This is a genomic window from Chengkuizengella sediminis, from assembly GCF_010078385.1.
In the GTDB taxonomy this organism is placed as follows: Bacteria; Bacillota; Bacilli; order Paenibacillales; family KCTC-33759; genus Chengkuizengella; species Chengkuizengella sediminis.
In genome coordinates this window covers 15,874-33,832 of the sequence record NZ_SIJC01000011.1, presented here as the reverse complement: position 1 = coordinate 33,832, position 17,959 = coordinate 15,874, and the positions used below count along the sequence as shown (strand labels likewise).

At 35.0% G+C, this 17,959-nt stretch carries 16 protein-coding genes; all 16 read left to right on the top strand.

Going from position 1 to position 17,959, the window contains the following annotated elements:
* The first annotated feature begins 21 nt into the window (after window positions 1-21).
* The 16 genes from EPK97_RS18010 (at window position 22) to EPK97_RS17940 (ending at window position 17,942) form a co-directional block, all read left to right on the top strand.
* Window positions 22-843, top strand: coding sequence for a hypothetical protein (locus tag EPK97_RS18010; protein WP_162038022.1), 822 nt, complete (start codon window positions 22-24; stop codon window positions 841-843).
* A 137-nt stretch (window positions 844-980) separates the two neighbouring features.
* Window positions 981-1,064 (top strand): putative holin-like toxin, encoded by an 84-nt coding sequence (locus tag EPK97_RS22655; protein ID WP_420826810.1) that lies wholly within the window; start codon window positions 981-983, stop codon window positions 1,062-1,064.
* A 549-nt stretch (window positions 1,065-1,613) separates the two neighbouring features.
* On the top strand, window positions 1,614-3,140 hold the full coding sequence (locus EPK97_RS18005; protein WP_162038021.1) for an S-layer homology domain-containing protein: 1,527 nt from the start codon (window positions 1,614-1,616) through the stop codon (window positions 3,138-3,140).
* A gap of 74 nt (window positions 3,141-3,214) precedes the next feature.
* Window positions 3,215-5,824: a hypothetical protein gene (locus tag EPK97_RS18000; RefSeq protein ID WP_162038020.1), complete on the top strand. Its 2,610-nt coding sequence runs from the start codon at window positions 3,215-3,217 to the stop codon at window positions 5,822-5,824.
* Window positions 5,825-5,837: 13 nt separating this feature from the next.
* A complete protein-coding gene (locus tag EPK97_RS17995) occupies window positions 5,838-7,163 on the top strand; it encodes a hypothetical protein (protein WP_162038019.1) in 1,326 nt (441 codons plus the stop codon).
* 99 nt (window positions 7,164-7,262) lie between these two features.
* Window positions 7,263-7,889, top strand: coding sequence for a pilus assembly protein TadG-related protein (locus EPK97_RS17990; RefSeq protein WP_162038018.1), 627 nt, complete (start codon window positions 7,263-7,265; stop codon window positions 7,887-7,889).
* 12 nt (window positions 7,890-7,901) lie between these two features.
* Window positions 7,902-8,324, top strand: coding sequence for a TadE/TadG family type IV pilus assembly protein (locus tag EPK97_RS17985; RefSeq protein ID WP_162038017.1), 423 nt, complete (start codon window positions 7,902-7,904; stop codon window positions 8,322-8,324).
* A gap of 14 nt (window positions 8,325-8,338) precedes the next feature.
* Window positions 8,339-8,740, top strand: coding sequence for a prepilin peptidase (locus tag EPK97_RS17980; protein WP_162038016.1), 402 nt, complete (start codon window positions 8,339-8,341; stop codon window positions 8,738-8,740).
* Complete coding sequence (locus EPK97_RS17975; protein ID WP_162038015.1) at window positions 8,721-9,278, top strand: TadE/TadG family type IV pilus assembly protein; 558 nt, start codon at window positions 8,721-8,723, stop codon at window positions 9,276-9,278. Before EPK97_RS17980 ends, EPK97_RS17975 begins: the two co-directional genes overlap by 20 nt.
* A 19-nt stretch (window positions 9,279-9,297) precedes the next feature.
* Window positions 9,298-11,769, top strand: a complete 2,472-nt coding sequence (locus tag EPK97_RS17970; protein WP_162038014.1) for a glycine-rich protein — start codon at window positions 9,298-9,300, stop codon at window positions 11,767-11,769.
* A gap of 193 nt (window positions 11,770-11,962) precedes the next feature.
* Window positions 11,963-13,168 carry a ParM/StbA family protein gene (locus EPK97_RS17965; RefSeq protein WP_170295568.1) on the top strand — a complete coding sequence of 402 codons (1,206 nt, stop codon included), beginning with the start codon at window positions 11,963-11,965 and terminating at the stop codon, window positions 13,166-13,168.
* A gap of 21 nt (window positions 13,169-13,189) precedes the next feature.
* Complete coding sequence (locus EPK97_RS17960; RefSeq protein WP_162038013.1) at window positions 13,190-13,726, top strand: hypothetical protein; 537 nt, start codon at window positions 13,190-13,192, stop codon at window positions 13,724-13,726.
* A gap of 58 nt (window positions 13,727-13,784) precedes the next feature.
* Window positions 13,785-14,174, top strand: coding sequence for a hypothetical protein (locus tag EPK97_RS17955; RefSeq protein WP_162038012.1), 390 nt, complete (start codon window positions 13,785-13,787; stop codon window positions 14,172-14,174).
* 348 nt (window positions 14,175-14,522) lie between these two features.
* On the top strand, window positions 14,523-15,470 hold the full coding sequence (locus EPK97_RS17950) for a replication-relaxation family protein (RefSeq protein WP_162038011.1): 948 nt from the start codon (window positions 14,523-14,525) through the stop codon (window positions 15,468-15,470).
* A gap of 287 nt (window positions 15,471-15,757) precedes the next feature.
* On the top strand, window positions 15,758-16,294 hold the full coding sequence (locus tag EPK97_RS17945; RefSeq protein ID WP_162038010.1) for a hypothetical protein: 537 nt from the start codon (window positions 15,758-15,760) through the stop codon (window positions 16,292-16,294).
* A complete protein-coding gene (locus EPK97_RS17940; RefSeq protein WP_162038009.1) occupies window positions 16,287-17,942 on the top strand; it encodes a type IV secretory system conjugative DNA transfer family protein in 1,656 nt (551 codons plus the stop codon). The genes EPK97_RS17945 and EPK97_RS17940 overlap by 8 nt, the downstream gene beginning before the upstream one ends.
* Window positions 17,943-17,959 lie beyond the last annotated feature (17 nt).

The window sequence follows — 17,959 nt, the reverse complement described above, 5'->3', positions numbered from 1 at the left end:
AAGTTATGGGGGATTTTGTAATTGAAAATTTTTTTTATAATACTAATAGTAATTATAGCTCTAGTTGGGTGTAGCGATAATTCAAAAGAAGAAGGGCATTCAGGAATAACAGAAGGAAAAAATGAAGATATTGAAATGGATAAGGAGAAAAAATTAGAAACAATAACACAATATGAAGAATCAGCTCAATTTGTTTATGAGTTATTAAAAACAGGTCAGTTTAACGCAGATTATCTAGAAGAACAAACAGTTCCTCCAGAAAATATTAATCTAACACTAGAAGAGATAGATATACTTGCTGATACAATTCTAACGAATATGCAAGAAGACATGGATTGGTATAATAGTGAAATAAATAAATTAGAGGTTGGAGAAAAACTACCATATGATCCAAGATTTGGAGTTACTGAAGACGAATATAATTTAGTAATGGATATGTCGGAACAAATTGAATTAGTCAAAACAAGAGAAGGACAATTGAAAATAAAGAAAGTGGATGGAAAAATCGCTATAGTAGGGAAAGACACAGGAAATGTACTGACAAAAGTAGGAATTGACCTTGTAAATAATAAGATACTAACTGAATTTGGTACTGCGAAATATGACAGAAAAATTGAGGCAAATGAAAATCAAATCTTAACTGGGATGTGGAATGGACACTGTTGGAAAATAGAAGAATCAACACATGATTTTCAATATATTTTTACAGATCTAAATATTTGCATTGGTAAACTAGTAGAAACAGGAGAAACACTTATATACAACCATGCAGGTGTAGTTGACGATACTGGGGCAGTTATAGAAAGCAGTGAGATAATTAAATTTGAAGGTAACCAAAAATAGAGATTTTTACATTTATATATTTCAAAAATAAAGATAGATAAAAAATCTAACTTCTTTTAATAGAAATGTATGGTAAACTATAAAGTACAATAGTTGGCAAGGGCGGTAGGCAAATCCTCCATAAAGGAGGTGATGCCATGACAGTTTATCAAGCTATTTCTCTAATGTTAACCTTCGGGTTATTAATAGTAGCTTTAATATCTGTTAGGAACAAAAAATAGACCGCCCAACTTTGCCTAGGGTGCGATCTATTTTCCAATAGAAATGTATGCCTACCGTTTGTTAACGGCTATTGTATAAAACCGTATGGTGTAACAGCACCTGCGGTTTCTTTAATAGTATATGAATCTTTAAGTTTATTATACACTATATTTACAAATTATTCACTTAAAAATAGAATCGAAAAGAAAAAGGACGGCACCCACCTACCAAAGTGATTACCAATCCTTTTTCTTAAAAGGGCGTTACTCCCGTCCCTTCTATATTATTCTTATAAAGAATATACCTGCAAGTTGAGTGATTTATCAACCCCATTCTTTGAATGGGTTATTTTTTATCTATAATAAAAAGAAAGGAGAAAGTATACTAATCTAGAAGTACATGGAAGGAGTGATAGAAAAGGAAAGATTGGTGAAATATTTGGAGACTTTTTTCTATCTTCATAGGAAATTAAATTAGTACATTTTGTAATAAATGTTGTATTTATCCAACTTTTATGCTATAATGATTATATAGAGTAATAGTATCTATTATAAGGAGAGTGATTAATCATGAAAAAATTTGTTAAATATATTTTGATACTTACATTAGTATTTTCAGTTATATCTACGAATGCCATAGCTGGCACTTCAAGTTTTTCAGATACAAAAGGGCATTGGGCTGAGTCATCTATTGAGAGGATGGCAGGTAAAGGTCATATTGGCGGTTATCCAAACGGTACTTTCAAACCAGAGGGTCAAATTACAAGAGCTGAGTTTACTGCTATATTAACTAGAATCGTAGGAATTGATGAAGTTGAGAATCCTTTCAACGATGCAAACGATGCAAAATGGGCAAACGGAATCATTGGTGGGGCAGAGAAAGTAGGAATCATAGACAAATCAGAATACGGAAGTAACTTTCAACCAAATACACCGATTACCCGTTTAGAAATAACGAAAATGATTGCTAGAGCGTTTATTTTGGAAGATGAATATAAAGAAAAATTTGATACATATGATTCTTATGATCAAGGTGATTTAATTTTTAAAGATGCAAAAAACGTGACTAATGAAGATGCACCGTATGTAGCATTCGTTACAGATTTAGGCATTCTTGCTGGGTATCCAGATAAAACGTTCAAACCTTTAAATCAAGCTTCAAGATCAGAAGCAGTCGTAATGTTATTAAGATATATAGACCATGATATAAACAGTGGTTCAACCGGTGGTGGGGATATAAACCCAAATCCAGATGATAGTGTAAGCGAAAATCCTGCGTATGATCCAGATTATGCAAATGTGGATCAATGGATAAATACAACCAGAATTAGTCCTAACTATATTAGTTTTATGAATAAGAAAGCACAAAAAATAAAAGATGGGACGGCTACAGAAACAGATATACATAAAGCTAGATTCCATGTAGAAGAATTACTTTGGAACTATTACAATGGCGTAATTCCTATAAGTGACTATGAAGAAGAAACATTAGATCGTATTGCCAGTAGATACGATAAAGGTCATTGGGATGATGTTTCAGAATATGACAAAGCATTTTATAGCACATATTCAGGAAGCATTGAAGAAGCCATGCTCCTCAGCTTTAGTTTTGATAAAAATGAAAACCTAGAATGGCTAGTTGCTCGACCTGCGGGCATGAGACATGCGTTTAAACTCTCAGTGGATGATCCATTAGGAAGTGTAGTATTAAACCGAGGTTGGGCAGGAGTGAATGATGCTAAATTTGACGCTGTGTTTGCAGAAATTGCAACTCCTGAGTTATTAAATCAGATTATAGAATCAGGAGTACCAATTAGTGTGAGATATAATTCAAACAATGGAGATGAATTTGATGAAACAGGATTTCCATCCACTCATTCTGAATGGGAGATTAGAGCAAGAGAAATTCAACGAAGAAACTCCGATAATGTAGTAAAAATATTGTATGGTGGAGATTTCGCCATTGAAATTGGTGGAATTAGTAATCTAACCAATTCAGATATTGTTTCAGGTAGCCCTATTATTCCAGAGGAATTTCTAGAAATCAAACCATACACCAAAGGACAAGCAAAATATATTGTAACAGATGTATACTAATAACAAACTAAACAGTCGACTATTTAATAGTCGGCTTTTTTTCATTTATATGAATGAAAGGAGTTGTTTTATAGTTGAAAATGAACCGATGGAAATCATTTATGATGATGGGATTAACATTACTTTTAGTCTTAATGGTTATAGAACCGATTATTTTTGCAAATGAACCATTTGATATTGATCTAGTAAATAATTATAGCTCGTTATATGAACAAGAACCTCCACTTGATTTCAAGGACAAGGTAGGAAAAATCATTTATGCTATTACTATTCCAGATATTTTAGCCACAACGGTAACTACAGCAGAAGGTTCAAAAATCATGTTGAATTACGAACAACTACATATAAATAGAGAACAAATCAATTCTTCATGGGATGCAAATGGAAGTTACGTCACTCCGAATGTTAAACAAGCATCTGACTTACAAACCAATATGCTGACATCATGGAAATGGTGGGTAGATAATGTCTCAAACATTAATAAAAAAGAAATTCAACTAGAAGAATACGTTTTATTTGAAGATTTAGAACAATTTGTTGGACAAGTAGCAGTACCCGATACATTCTATTATCAAGGTATTACCTATATAGCCGATGGAATGGTCATTGGTGCTTTTCAAGGACAGAAAGCAACTATCGAAGTAGATCAATATTTAAGAGCAGATGTAGAAGAAAATGCAAACGGTACTTTTAAAGTGGATTTACGTATCACTGTAATTGCAGAATACGACATGTTAGCCCCAGTAAAAGAATATAAGACCTATTGGTTTAATCATTTTACAGAAGTGTCACTAAAACAATTTGCATTTTCAGCCACCAAAACAGCTTTAGATGGTACACCTAAAAGTAGTTCAGATGTGGCAGGGGATTTGGATGTATTAGTTGTAGACGATACCTTAAACATAACGTTGTTAAGTACCTTTAACGGAGCTTCAGCAACAGATAACTATAATGATGATATATGGGTCAAAGAACGAAAAAATCCAGGTGCTCACGGTCCGATGTATGTACCTACTTATTTGATGTCTATTTATCTTGATTATGATCCTGAAACAAATCAAATAAGTTTATATCCTGAAGCCAAAGTGGATGAAAGTAAATTATGGTCCACTTTAGAATCTTCGCAAGCTCCGAAGATAAGTACAAATATACTTCGAGATCACGGAGATTATGTGATGATCGTCCCAATTTTGAATGTCTTTAGATTTTACGATGATATTGGGAATCCCGACAATAAAACGAATGTGGGCCCAGTACAATGGAGTGAAGTCACTCAAAAATTAGAGGCAGAGTTCATCAAAATCCTCAAAGGCGAAACGGAAAATAGTGGGTTCCAAAAGATCGTAAACGATATTAATGTTAAACACACTCAAAATTTTGATACAGCAGCGACAGCGGAAAATATAGCCAATCAAGCCTTTGATCTAATTATGGCTAAATTGAAATTAGGGTTTGATTCCATTGAATTATCAGATTATCATGATGTACCCTATGGCGTTGATAGAGTCCAATCTCTCATGCATGATCGATTACTTCCTGCAACAGCTGAAGGGAGAGAAGAAATTATCTCTTTTGTAAAAGATAATTTAGTCGAGGACAATCCTACAATACAGTCCAATAATGACCAAGATTTAAAAGAACTTTATAAGAAACACTATACACCTGAAGATATCGTGGATGCTTGGTTTTCAGATACCCAAGAACTCATGACTCGAAACATTCTTGTGTTCCCGTTTAAAGTCAAAGAATTTGATGATCTAGAAATTGTCATTACCGATACAGGGATTACACCTAAAGTAGCCAACCTTGGTGCAGCACAAGGACTGGATGAATACGAGAACCAAGCACAGTTTAGTCAAGAAGCGAATCAATCCAGTTATGGTATTCCTGGAAAGCAATATACAGCCACGCTAACCATTACAAACAATGCAGATTACCCTGTAACCAATGTTGTGCTAAGAAATTATGTGGTGAGTTCTCAACCAGGGGGAGGAAATACACCAAAAATCTATAACACGACAGATGAACAAAACATTGGGATGTTTTTTGGAACGCAATATACATTTATGGGAAATAATGGTCTAGATAAACGGGTTCCTACCTTCCCTGCGAATGCACAAGTTGATTCATCCCTTACTAATGTACAGCAGTTTCAAACGACAGGTGAAAATCCAGGATTCTTAGATCCAGGAGAAACCTTTGAAACTACCTTTCAATGGAGAATGCCAGCGGAAACACAAAATCCGAACAAAGATCCAATTTACTTATATGTCACCGTTGCAGAAGAAATAGAAAAGAACAGTGCTATGATCCAAGCAGGGGCAAATGGAAACGTGAACTGGGAACCGGCATTTAAAAATACGCTACTCCAATACATCCCTGGGGAAGAGAAAGCCACGCTGATTTCATTTACACCAAATCAGATCGTACCCAGTAATGAAAGTAAAGAAATTCCAGATCGGGACAATCATACCGTAGCAATCCAATTAGATGTAGCTGATCCAAACTCTGATCCAGACATTATTTCAAAACAAGATTTAAGAGATGAAATGGACTTCCTACGTTTTGCTGAGATCACAACAGAAACAGAACGAGAGGTCGAAGTTTGGGTGGATGATGGATATTGGGCCAACATTGGAAGTGGGACCGTAAACTATAAAAGAACACAATGGATTGTGGATTAGGAGGGTGGAGCATATGAAAAAATCAACCATTCTTTTCATCTTTCTATTTTGTTTAGTCACAACAAGCATTGGCTATGCAGGAACATATGTGACAGAGGAATTAAAAGATGAACATGGAAACACATGGGTGTTAAATGGTCTGTGGGAAGAGGTAGATGGACAACGTGTTTTTTATCCATCCCCACCGACTGGTCAAGTATGGGTAGATACTTCTCGATTTGAAACTGGGACCCAAATTATCGAGAAAACAGAATACATTACCGTCAGGGATACAATCTATACACCGACTGCAACGCTTAGACAGGCTGCGGTAGGCAATCATGAAATGATTATGACGTTGAACAATCCAAATTATTTTAACATTAAAGTAAATGTCTACATTAAAAGTCTCAGTCCAGATTCTGAAGTAAGAAATGAATATATGGAACAAGAAGTCAATGATTTAGTGTTAAGTCCAGGAACAATGGAATTAACCTTTGATAGTGTCAAAAGACATGAAGGTTTTACAAACTATGAAATTATTTTACGAGTGACTGAGAATCTACATCCCGATGTGCATCCAGATTACGAACAAGTTCGTGAACTTGGATCGTGGTATCCTGATGTACCGTTATATATAGAATTTTTGTATCCTGAAGTGACACTCAATACAAATAATTCAAGTTCTGAAGGTTCATTTGGAACCGACTGGACATTTCGAAATCCAAACACTATCGATTTTGAATATAAGCTAGAGATTGACGATGCGAGGGGAAGGAAAACACTCGAAACAGGAACGATTGCACCTGGACAAACGATAAGTGGCTCTGAAATTGCAATCCCTTCTAAGGATAGTACCAATACACAATTTTTTATTGGTACTTTTGATCATACAAAATCTGCACCGTCGATCAAAGAAAGCCAGGACTCATTTACATTCATCATTGCATCAGCAGGGATATCTTTATCCAGTAATAAATCAGATGTAGGAATGCAAACGAGAACAGAATCTGAATCCACAGGATGTAGGTATGGCCCAGATAATCATAGTGTGACGTATACATGGTTCGGAGCTAGTTATACCGTTTCATCGAGTGTATCCAATAATAGTAATATTCCAATTTCAGTGACCGTGAATGTAGGTCCTAGTAGTGCAAGTTATAATCTAGCACCGAATGGTTCGACAACTGGACCTTCCACAAGTGATACAACGGAAAACGATGTAACAATTGATGGAGATACAAGGTGGCATACACATACAGACAGTGATAGCGAAACAATATCTGTTACAGGTTGGAAGAAAACTGCAGAAGAGAGTTTTTCATGTAACCCACCTCCACCTGATCCAGATGATAATTAAGAAATAACAAATATTTAGTATGAAGAGATGCCAGATGAGCATCTCTTTTTTTATGTTCTATAGTTGAAAACAACTTTATGTACAAAGGGTTGATTATATTTGAAAAAAATATTTGGAAATGATAGAGGATTTCTACTCATGGCTGCCTATATGGTACCCGTATTAATTGGTTTAGCTGCTCTAGTCCTAGAATTTAATCAGTTGAGAGTCATACATAATGAATTGCAAGCAGCTGTAGATGCAGCATCGATGGCTGGAGTATTAAGAGCTGAAATTGATACAGAAATCATTTATGAAAATGAGTATGATAGCGACGGAAATCTAGTCAATATTACCCCTACGGTAGAGAATTACACGATTATTAATAGCCAACAAGAAGCTTTTAACTATGCTTATAAGGCGTTTAAAAAGAATATGGATGCACTCGGTTGGGATGACGACGGAAGCACTAGAATCACCGTTTATGCAAGTGATTTATACGGAGAAATCCTTGCCAGTGGCATGACAGATGCCATAACAGGAAATGGTGTTTCGGATGATCGAAGAGATTTTAGTGATGTAGATCAATACTATTTCAAAGCAGAAATTCGTGTAAAAACAGCTTTAATAGCACCAGCAATGAGAGTTTTAGCATTTATAGCTGGTGAAGAAGCACCAGTAGATAATTTTGGGGAAATTATCATGGAAGCCGATTCGGTGTCTAGAACCAAAATACAGATAGAGTAGGAGGGATAAAAGATGAAAATTTTTAGAAATAAAAAAGGATCATTAATGGATGCTGCACTTGTCCTACCACTACTAGTCTTAATAATTGCCTTTGTTTTTGATATGGCTATACGAATGATTGTTTTACAAGGAACATCTGCTGCAAGTCGTGAAGCAGCTAGAGATTACGCAAGGTTTCAAGACGAAACACAGGCAATACAAATTGCGAATGGATCTTTTAATAGTCTTGCAAGCTCACTCGCAGATGTGAGAGATGTAGATATTGATGTTTCATCTGATGGCGTGAATGATTACGCAACCGTAACTGTCACAACCGAGTTAACAGCAGATGCATTTTCTTTCGTCTGGTCCATGATGGGGTCAGATATAGAAAACGAGATGGAAAGAAGCATCGTTTATCCTATCGAGATTAAAGACGGCTCACAAAATTACTAAAGGAGAGAGGCAAAATGATGATTATGCTAAACATTATATTCTGGTCTGTGTTTCTATTTGTAGCCGTATATGATGCAAAATATAAAATCATTCCGGATACCGTACCGATTGTTTTAGGTATTACAGGTTTCTTTTTATTAGGACAGCCAATGAATTCACTATTTGGTGCTCTAGTAGGTGGAGGAATTCTTCTTCTAATGGCTCTATTAAATCAAAATTGGGTTGGTGGAGGAGATGTGAAAATCATGATTGGTTTAGGAATCGCATTTGGTTTAAGTGTAATGTGGGTACTCTGGATTGCTTGTTTCTTGGCGCTTCTAATTACCCTGTTTATGAATAAAAAGTCGATGGCCTTTGCTCCATTTTTATTTATATCTGCATTGGGGGTGCAAATGAGTGTTGTATACATCCTTTAAAAAACGATTAAAAAACAAACGAGGGGATTTCATTCAGTATGCTCTAGCCCTACCTCTTATTTTAGGTCTAGTTTACGGTGGAATCATCCTTTTTGGTGTAGTTAATGCAAAGCAAACAGTTGGTGAAGCAGCATGGGCAGCTGTTAGGGAATATGCTGTATCTCAAAGCAGTGGTAAAACCAAACAAGTTGCTGCAGAAATTGTTGAAGCTCAGTTACCCGTAAATAGTGTAAGCTCAGTCGGTCAAGACTCCAACCTTCCAGATGGATATGTACAAGGGATTTTATTTAAAGATGAAGATCGCTATCGCTTAAACTCACTAAATAATCTTGATTTGTTTGTGCTTGATGAAGCACTAAAAACACAATTAGATAATTACATTAATAAGAATGTGGCGCTACAAGTGAAAGAAGTCACCATTGACACGGAACTAGATCATGATGCTACTACAGAAGGAACGATACAAGAATCAGATGCAGAGGGTTCTAATACAGGAGAAGTAGAAATGGTCAGTGGTGTAATTTTAGATAATCAATAGATAAGGAAAGGAGAAAAACATGTTTAAAAAAATCACGGTCTATTTCTTAATATTTTTTCTTACAATCTTTCCTCTTACGATAAGCATAGCCGAAACGGTAGGAACGAATTCAGATGGTCAAACGACTTATACTTTTAGTAATACATCCACAGGTAGCACAGGCAGTATTCAATCCTGGACGGTTCCAAGATCAGGAGAATATCAAATCGAATCATGGGGAGCAGAAGGAGGACGTTATGGCGGGAAAGGTGCTTATGTATCTGGAACCTTTGACTTAAATCAAGGAGAGAGTTTACGAATTCTAGTTGGACAAGAAGGTGGTTATTCGTCCAGTGCCCCAAGTGGTGGGGGTGGTACTTTTGTAGTAACAAATTCAAATTCACCATTAATCGTTGCTGGAGGTGGGGGTGGTGCTTGTTACAGAACCAGTTCAAGTGACGGTAAAGGAACGTATTCTTCTTCCACTTCTGGGGGAAATGATGGTAGTAATGGTGCTCCTGCTGGTGGAGGTTATAGTGGAGATGGAGAAGATGGAGATGCTACACATGGTGGGTACAGTTTCTTGAATGGAGGGAATGGTGGACCCGGTGATGATGGAGGTGCATCTGGTGGCTTCGGAGGTGGAGGCGGAGGAGATAGTGATAGTGGAGATTGTACAGGACCCGGAGGTGGGGGTGGATACAAAGGAGGGAATGGAGGTTCTAATGATTCTTACGGAACTGGAGGCTATTCTTACAACGTAGGATCAAATAAATCCAGTACTTCAGGAGTTAAGTCAGGACACGGTCAAGTCGTGATTACGGAGATAAGCGAAATTCCTTTAAAAGTACTATGGGACAATAGCATTGAAGTTGGAAATAATGAGGACGTATATCAGGTGTTTAATGGAGGTTATTTTTCTTCATGGACAGTCCCAGCTACAGGAAATTATAGAATTAAAACTTACGGAGCTGAAGGTGGTTATAGAGGGGGTGGCGGTGCTTATGTCGCTGGAACATTTTACTTACGAGAAGGTGAGGAATTAGTCATCATGGTGGGCACAGATGGTGAAACAGGAGATGATGCCCCAAGTGGGGGTGGTGGTACTTTTGTCACTAAAAAAACGACCAGCACTCGATATTATCAACAAACGTATGGTTATGTAGAACCTCTCATTGTAGCTGGTGGTGGCGGTGGGGCTTGTGAGTATGATTCATATAGTGACGGGAATGCTGCTCAATCTAGTTCTACTAGTGGAGGAAGAGACGATGAATCTGGAGGGGGCGGTGGATTTGTAGGAGATGGAGATGATGGTACAGCAGATGGAGGACAAAGCTTCCTAAACGGTGGAAGAGGTGGAGATGATGCTCAAGATGGTGGTCGTGGTGGCTTCGGTGGCGGTGGTGGTGGTGATCATGATAGTGGTGGCTGCCGAAACCCTGCTGGTGGTGGGGGTTACCACGGTGGGGATGCAGATGGAGATGATGAGGCTGGTCAAGGTGGATTCTCATACAATGCCGGATCGGATCAAGAAGGCATCGATGGTTATCAAAGTGGGAATGGAAAAGTCATCATTGAAAAAAACGCACCAGATATTCCATTAGAAGAAAATCTTTTCCCTACACCAACAACTGTAGGAGAACCAATTGGACTACAAATTCATCTATCACATCCTGAAGACAGTAGAACTTGGGATAGTGTAAGAATCCAGGTTCGTTTTGTTAACAACGATACGGGTCAATCACTAAATTTTTATTCGAGTAATTTTGATGGTATACCGAATGAAAGCTATGAGAAAAACTTGAATATCTCGACCAATACAATGCCTCACGGTGTATATACGGTATATTACCGTCTTATAGATCAAGAAAATGAATATGCCGATAAAATGCAACGGTTTTCAGATATTGTGATCATAAAACCAGGTATTCAGGTTGCTTTTAGTGATGAAAATGAATTTCCTAGTGAATGGGAAGTATCTGAACGAAGAGAAGTAGAGTTTGCTTTCAAAAATGAAGACAATAAAACCTTTGATAAAAATGAGACAACATTTAAAATTCAATGGCTTAATAATGCAGGAATCGTGAAACATGAGCAAACTTTAGATATGACAACGAACCTAAGTACAGGGAGTACGATGAGATTTACAGCACGTATTACAGCTCCTCCAACTAGTAGCACTTATACAGTCGTTTATCGTGTCATAAACAATGGAATAGAAAGCAATATACAACAAGAGTTTAATAATATAAAAGTACTCGATTCAAATACAGAATGGAGAATATTTGATTTTTCATTGGTAGATGAAAATTTACTCTATTGGACAGGAAGAAGATTTGATTCAGACTATGATATCTCCATTGATTCATCTAGTAACCCTGTAACTGTAACAGTTGAATATAGAGTACCTCTCATATTTCCTATACCAAACTTGTTTAATGGAGGTTCATGGGAACCGGTTGTCACAGTGAGTTCCACTGCTGAAATGAAGATTGAAGAACCTGAATTCTAATTAAACATCACCTATATAATATAAAGAAGCATAATACATTAAAAGCGAACACATTATAATACAAAATGTTATAAAAAAATATATTACATACTTTTGTGGCATAAAATACTAAATTATGTTATAAAATAATAGATTTATATACAGGAATATGATAAACTTTCCTTAGAAAAAATTACTAGGGAGTGAACTGTTAATGAATATCAAATATGAATTTTTTGTAGCTAATGATAATGGAAACTCTGAACATGACATCATAATTAACAAGGAATTAATTCAACAACCGAACGTATTAGTTAAACATGCAGAACTAACATACAATGCAGATGTAGATGAAGCTACGTTTGTAAAGAACATACATAATGAACTCATAGTAACCGTAAATTCACCAAGTGCAGAAGTAGGCATGTATAAAATCGGTAACTATGCTCTAAAAAGTGCAGGAGACGAAATTGATAACATTAATGTAGATCACGATAGAAAATATGATATTGATCTACCTATCATCAATACATTAGCAAGAATCGCTGCATGTGGAGTTGAAAAAGCATTTGAGGAAAACCAAACGGTTCCTGAAGATATTGAAATTATTGTAGATATGTCAACGGCATTGCCAATCAAACAACATAATGAAGAAACTGCTGCGAAGTTTGAAAAGAAATTTACAAAGGACAAGCATATGGTAACAGTACATATGGGACAAAAGAGAGTCAACACAACCATAAAATTCGACTTTGTAAAATGTGTACCTGAAGGTTTCACCGTCCCTTTTGCTTTACAAGCTGACTATGAAACTGGTAAATGGAGAACTGGAGAGATTTTTAAAGAATTTGCAGATGAATACAAGCTAGAAATTGTGGATGGTCAATATTTCAAGAATAAAATTATATTAGGAACAGATATCGGAGATGGAACCACAGAGTATCCTGTAACACGTGGAAATAGACCTGATCGTGATTTTAAACACGGGAGTAATCATGGGATTGGTAGAGCCATTGAAAAAGCTTTAGATGCATTTAATGATGCAATTAACATTCCTGATAGCCCAAGACAATACTTTGCAGAAGTCTTGAAAAATCCAAAACATAAATTTCATATTCTAGCTAAAAAGAAACTGCAAAATCATGTAGATAAACAAGCTGAAAGAATATTAGATAACCTAAAGTCTCAACTAATAAAGTTAAGGTATGAGATTGACATGATTTGTGTCTATGGTGGTGGTAGTATTCTTATGAAAGAATATTTATATCCTAAATTAAAAGAACTTTGTGATGAATATCAAATTCAACTATTTTACGTTCCAACTAAATATGCAATTACACTCAACGCAGAAGGATTAGACATTTTTGTTAACGGTAATATCTTCAAAACACTAAAAGATAAAGCGAAAACAACAGCCTAATCCTCGTAAGGAGTGTTAAAAATGAGTAAAAAAAATAAATTAAAAACACAGGGAAGTACAATCACAGGTAGATTTACCAATGACGAATCTGCGTTAATCATAGATTGGTGGAATCATCAATCGAATGCATTCCAAAGCGTGAAGTATCTTATTGAAAAAGAGATCCTTCAAAATGGAATTAAAAATCTAAATCAATTGGTTCCATCAGACCGAGATATAGATCGACTATTTGCTTTAAAACAAAGTGGTCATCCAGATGCAATACAATTAATCGAACAAGTTTATGGTCTGACAAACAAGCAAATTGCTGTTACTGAATTAACAAATGACTATCAGCAAGAGGTCATTACAGGTAATATAGGTCAAACCAAAATCACTGAACCTATTAGACCTAAAAATGAAGAAAATCAAGTAGAGATAAAAGCAAATGAAGCAGAAGAAATTTCAAAAAAAAGTACACACACACCTGTATTGAAACCAATTGTTGATAATGATAAAAAGAATTCAGGAGAAAAAGCTGATCTAGGTATGTCCGCCGAAGATGCAGATAATTGGTAGAAGATACATTATGTTATAACATAACTCAATATAATATAAAATGTTATGGAGGGGTTTAATGATGCAATTCTCAACACCGTATTTTCCACCTCCAGTTGATAGAAAGAATGGGGAATTAAAACATAGATATAGAATGAAATGGTTGAATAGTATACGTGAGCAATTAAAAGATCATCGTCATTCATATGAAGCAGTTAATGTTGAAATCACATATTTTTTTGATACACTTTCTGTCCAAGATCTAGATAATATCGAGTTTAAATACATCATAGATGCATTTCGACAACTCAAAATTATTCCAGATGATACATGGAGAAGAGTTTCCATACGGTTAGAAGGAGAATATGATCCTACTAATCCTAGAACAGAGATTAATGTAATTCCAAGAAAAATAAAAACATATCAAAAGTCTCAATATACATGTAATACAAACGAAGAAGGATGGTGAAAATTCACCATTCTTTTTTTTATATTAATGAAAGGTATTATATCCAATCAGAACCGATATACCAAAAGATTTTAATATCCAAACAGAAATGAAAGCCTTTCACCAGATTGGATACTAGGGGTTCAGTTTAATGATTATGTTATATCCCTCCAAAACCTTTTACTTTATATGTTTATGAATATGAATACATTTAATTTCATAGCAACCAAATTGGTCCAAGGTAGGGTGTTGGTTGAAACAGGCTGCCTTGTTTGTTGGTTTGCGAGAAAAAGTATTTTTAATATGTATTAGTAGCTATATGGCTGCTTATCAAGCAAACAAATATAAATCGTATAGGAGGTGTTCAAGGTGGGTTTAGCAAGGCCAAATGAGCAGGACTTTAATATTCTATTAGATATTTATAATTACAGAGTTTTAAGTGTCCAACAGTTGAAACAGATGCACTTTCTGAATACATCAGATTACCATTATCGGAAACTGAGAAACCTTTATCAAGATGGCTTACTCATCAAAGACAGAATGACAGATCCTAAAAGTGGTAGAAAAACAGGGACTTGCTATTATATTTCTCACAAAGGAATCGAGTTTTTAATAAAAAACGGATTTTTAAATGAAAAAGATAAACCATTTAATGCAGCTCGTTCTCACAACACGAAAATGCAACGCCATGTTTTAACGTTAAATGAACTGAAAGTTCAATTAACCAACTGGGAGTGGATCGATGGACGAGTTATTAAAAGAGATCTTCCAATGGAGAACAATACTAAAATTGGAGGTGCTTTAAAAAGAGGAAATGAAACAAGATATGTGTATTTAGTTGGGGAAATATTCAATCGAAAAAATCCATTTAAAGTTGAACAAATGATTGTTACACATGAAAAAAGAATCTCTTTAATCGATAAAGAAATTGAAAAATATCAACTAAAAAAAGTCATCATATTGGTACGTACTGAAGAACTGTATTCATATTTCTATCATAGTTACTCTGGATTCGCTTCTGAATGTTGGTTGCTTCCCTATAGGTGGGGAATACACCTTCTTAGAAATCCTGAATCACCCATTGAAAAATATGCATCAAAAAAAGAGGGTGTTTTCTATAAGATCAAGGAGAAAAACTACATTGATCTGTATCAAGGAGATATACAAATTTTAAAAACAGCACAATCACAAGATCAACCATTCTCTATATTTACAAACAGCTTACTAGAACAAACCATAAGAGGGCTGGTTGGACCGAATGTAAACATATATTCAGTCCAAATACAAAAAGATAGAATTCCATTAACAGTTAAATAAGTAATGGAAAGTGGAAATTACTATGCTAAATAAAAATCACAATTACAATCCACTTCAAAGAACAAAAGGGGATTGATTACCTTGAAATTAACACCATCTATAACATTGATGATTATTATTTTGATTTTGCAATATCGAATAAGACGTTACTAGAATCCGTTACAATACCTCATATTATCATTTTGATAATATGGATATTTCTAATTCTTATCAAAAGAAGAAAAAGCAATAAATCGACTGTTAAAACTGGCACTATCAAAGAATTAAAGTAGAAAGGAGTAACGAATATGATCTCAGGCATTATATTATTGGTCATCAGTATTGTTCTTCTTTTATATAGCACTTTGAATCTACCAGATGTTTTTATATTACCTCATATCATTATTTTGCTAATATGTATCCTTACTATTGTTTTGATGATTATTAATCGTAAAGGGTATAGAATACTCCTTTACGCAACATCTTTATTCTTTTTTCTTGGGACATATGCTATTCAACAATCACAAAGGTTATATCCGTATATACCTGAAGCTATAGGTGTGATCACATTAAAAGTATTCGCTTTTATCATTATCGGAATCATTCTTATGATTCAGTTAACGGTATACAGAAACTACGATGCTTATATTAGATCCAAACCCTATATTAACAAGAGTAAAGGAAATAAAGAAGAATTAGCCAAAGTTTTAAATGCAATTCCCGTATTGAAAGAAAAAGAATGGTATAACAATCTATTACAAAAAATGGGACTTAAAAAATATAACATAGATTACGTTGAGTTTGTCATTGGTGAAGAAGTGGGGGTGGAAAACGGAATTGATTGATACATCCGTTAAAATAAATGGTTTAGATGCATTTTTACACACACTTGTTGTCGGTCCTACAGGATGCGGTAAGACTTCAAGAGTATTAAAACCAAAAATAGCAGCCATTTTAAAAGCAATCAAACAAGGTAAAAAGGTTGGCTTAACTGTTTTAGAACCAAAAGGGGATTTGGCAGCAGATATTGCACATTGGTGTAACCTATTAGAAATACCATGTATCTACATTGACCCATTAAATCCAAATACCCATAGATTTAACCCACTCCAAGGTGATCCATTGACAGCTGCCGAAGTGACCAGGAGTGTACTTAAAAGTCTCTTTGGAAAACAAGAAGCCTTTTTTGCACTTGTACAAGAAACTGCAAGTAGAAATACAGTATTACTTTTAAAAATTTTAGAACAACATGGGATGCTAAATAATACAGGAAATCCGTTGGAACTTATGGACGTTGTAAGAACACTCAGAAGTACAGATAATATTAAAAAATATGTAAATCAACTGAAACAATTAAACAATCCTGAATATGATGACCTAATCGATTTCTTTCAAATTGAAATTTTAGGATCACTTAAAGATAAATATCAACAATTTGCAATGGGTTTAAGGGCTCAATTAGAAGACATTGCCGGTAACACCCACCTCAAACATATCTTAAGTGGGAAAAGTGACATAGATTTAGATCAACACCTTGATCAAGGGGGTGTTTTTTTAATAAACAGCGAATTAAAACTAGGAGCGATTGGAGATAGTTTTGGTAAATTCATTGTACAACATATGATGAGTGCAGTATTCCGTCGTCCTGGTACAGAATGGAACAGGACACCACATTATTTTATCATGGACGAGTTCCCTAGATATTGTGATCCAGACGTAGAAAGATTGCTTGCCATTGGACGTTCATTTCGATGCGCAACTACTTTAGCACTCCAAGACTTAGCTCAATTAGATAAACAATATCAAGGTTTTAGTAAAATTGTTCTTACAAATACAAGAAATCGTGTGATATTTGGTGGTTTATCAGCTGATAATGCGATGCTCTTTGCTAAAGAAGCTGGAAAGTCAGAAACATTCATGCGTCAAAGCACATATAAACATAAAATACTCATTCCGTCTATCTTTCCTTCAACCTACCGTGATACGAAAACGGATGAAGATAGAATCACCTATACCAAGATTATGGAAATAAAGAAATTCCATTTCATGCATATCATCATGAAAAATGATCAAAGACAGAAACCTGGTATTGCAAAAGGTCTGCTTGTAGATGAAAAAGATTTACTTAAAACTCCCGATGGAAGAAAGAAAGTGAACATTAAACAGAAGAAAATTAAAGCTGAATTAGAGGAAATTAAAGAAGAGCCATTATATAAAGAAGTCGATATACACAAAGTACAAAAACCTAAATTTAAGACCATTAAGAAACCTTCTACGAATGAAGTTAAAGAAAAAATGAAAGAGAAAAATGTATTTAATAAAAATCAAAACCCTCAAGAGGAGAAGCTTCCTGTAAACGATAATAAAGAAGTGAAGACACAACAAAAAAAGCAACAATCAGAACCTAAAAATGAATCATTAAATCAAAATAACCTTAAACAAGAAAAGCAAAAGAAAAAATCTACAAAAGAACAATCTATATCAGGTTGGTAAAAATAAAAAATAAAATG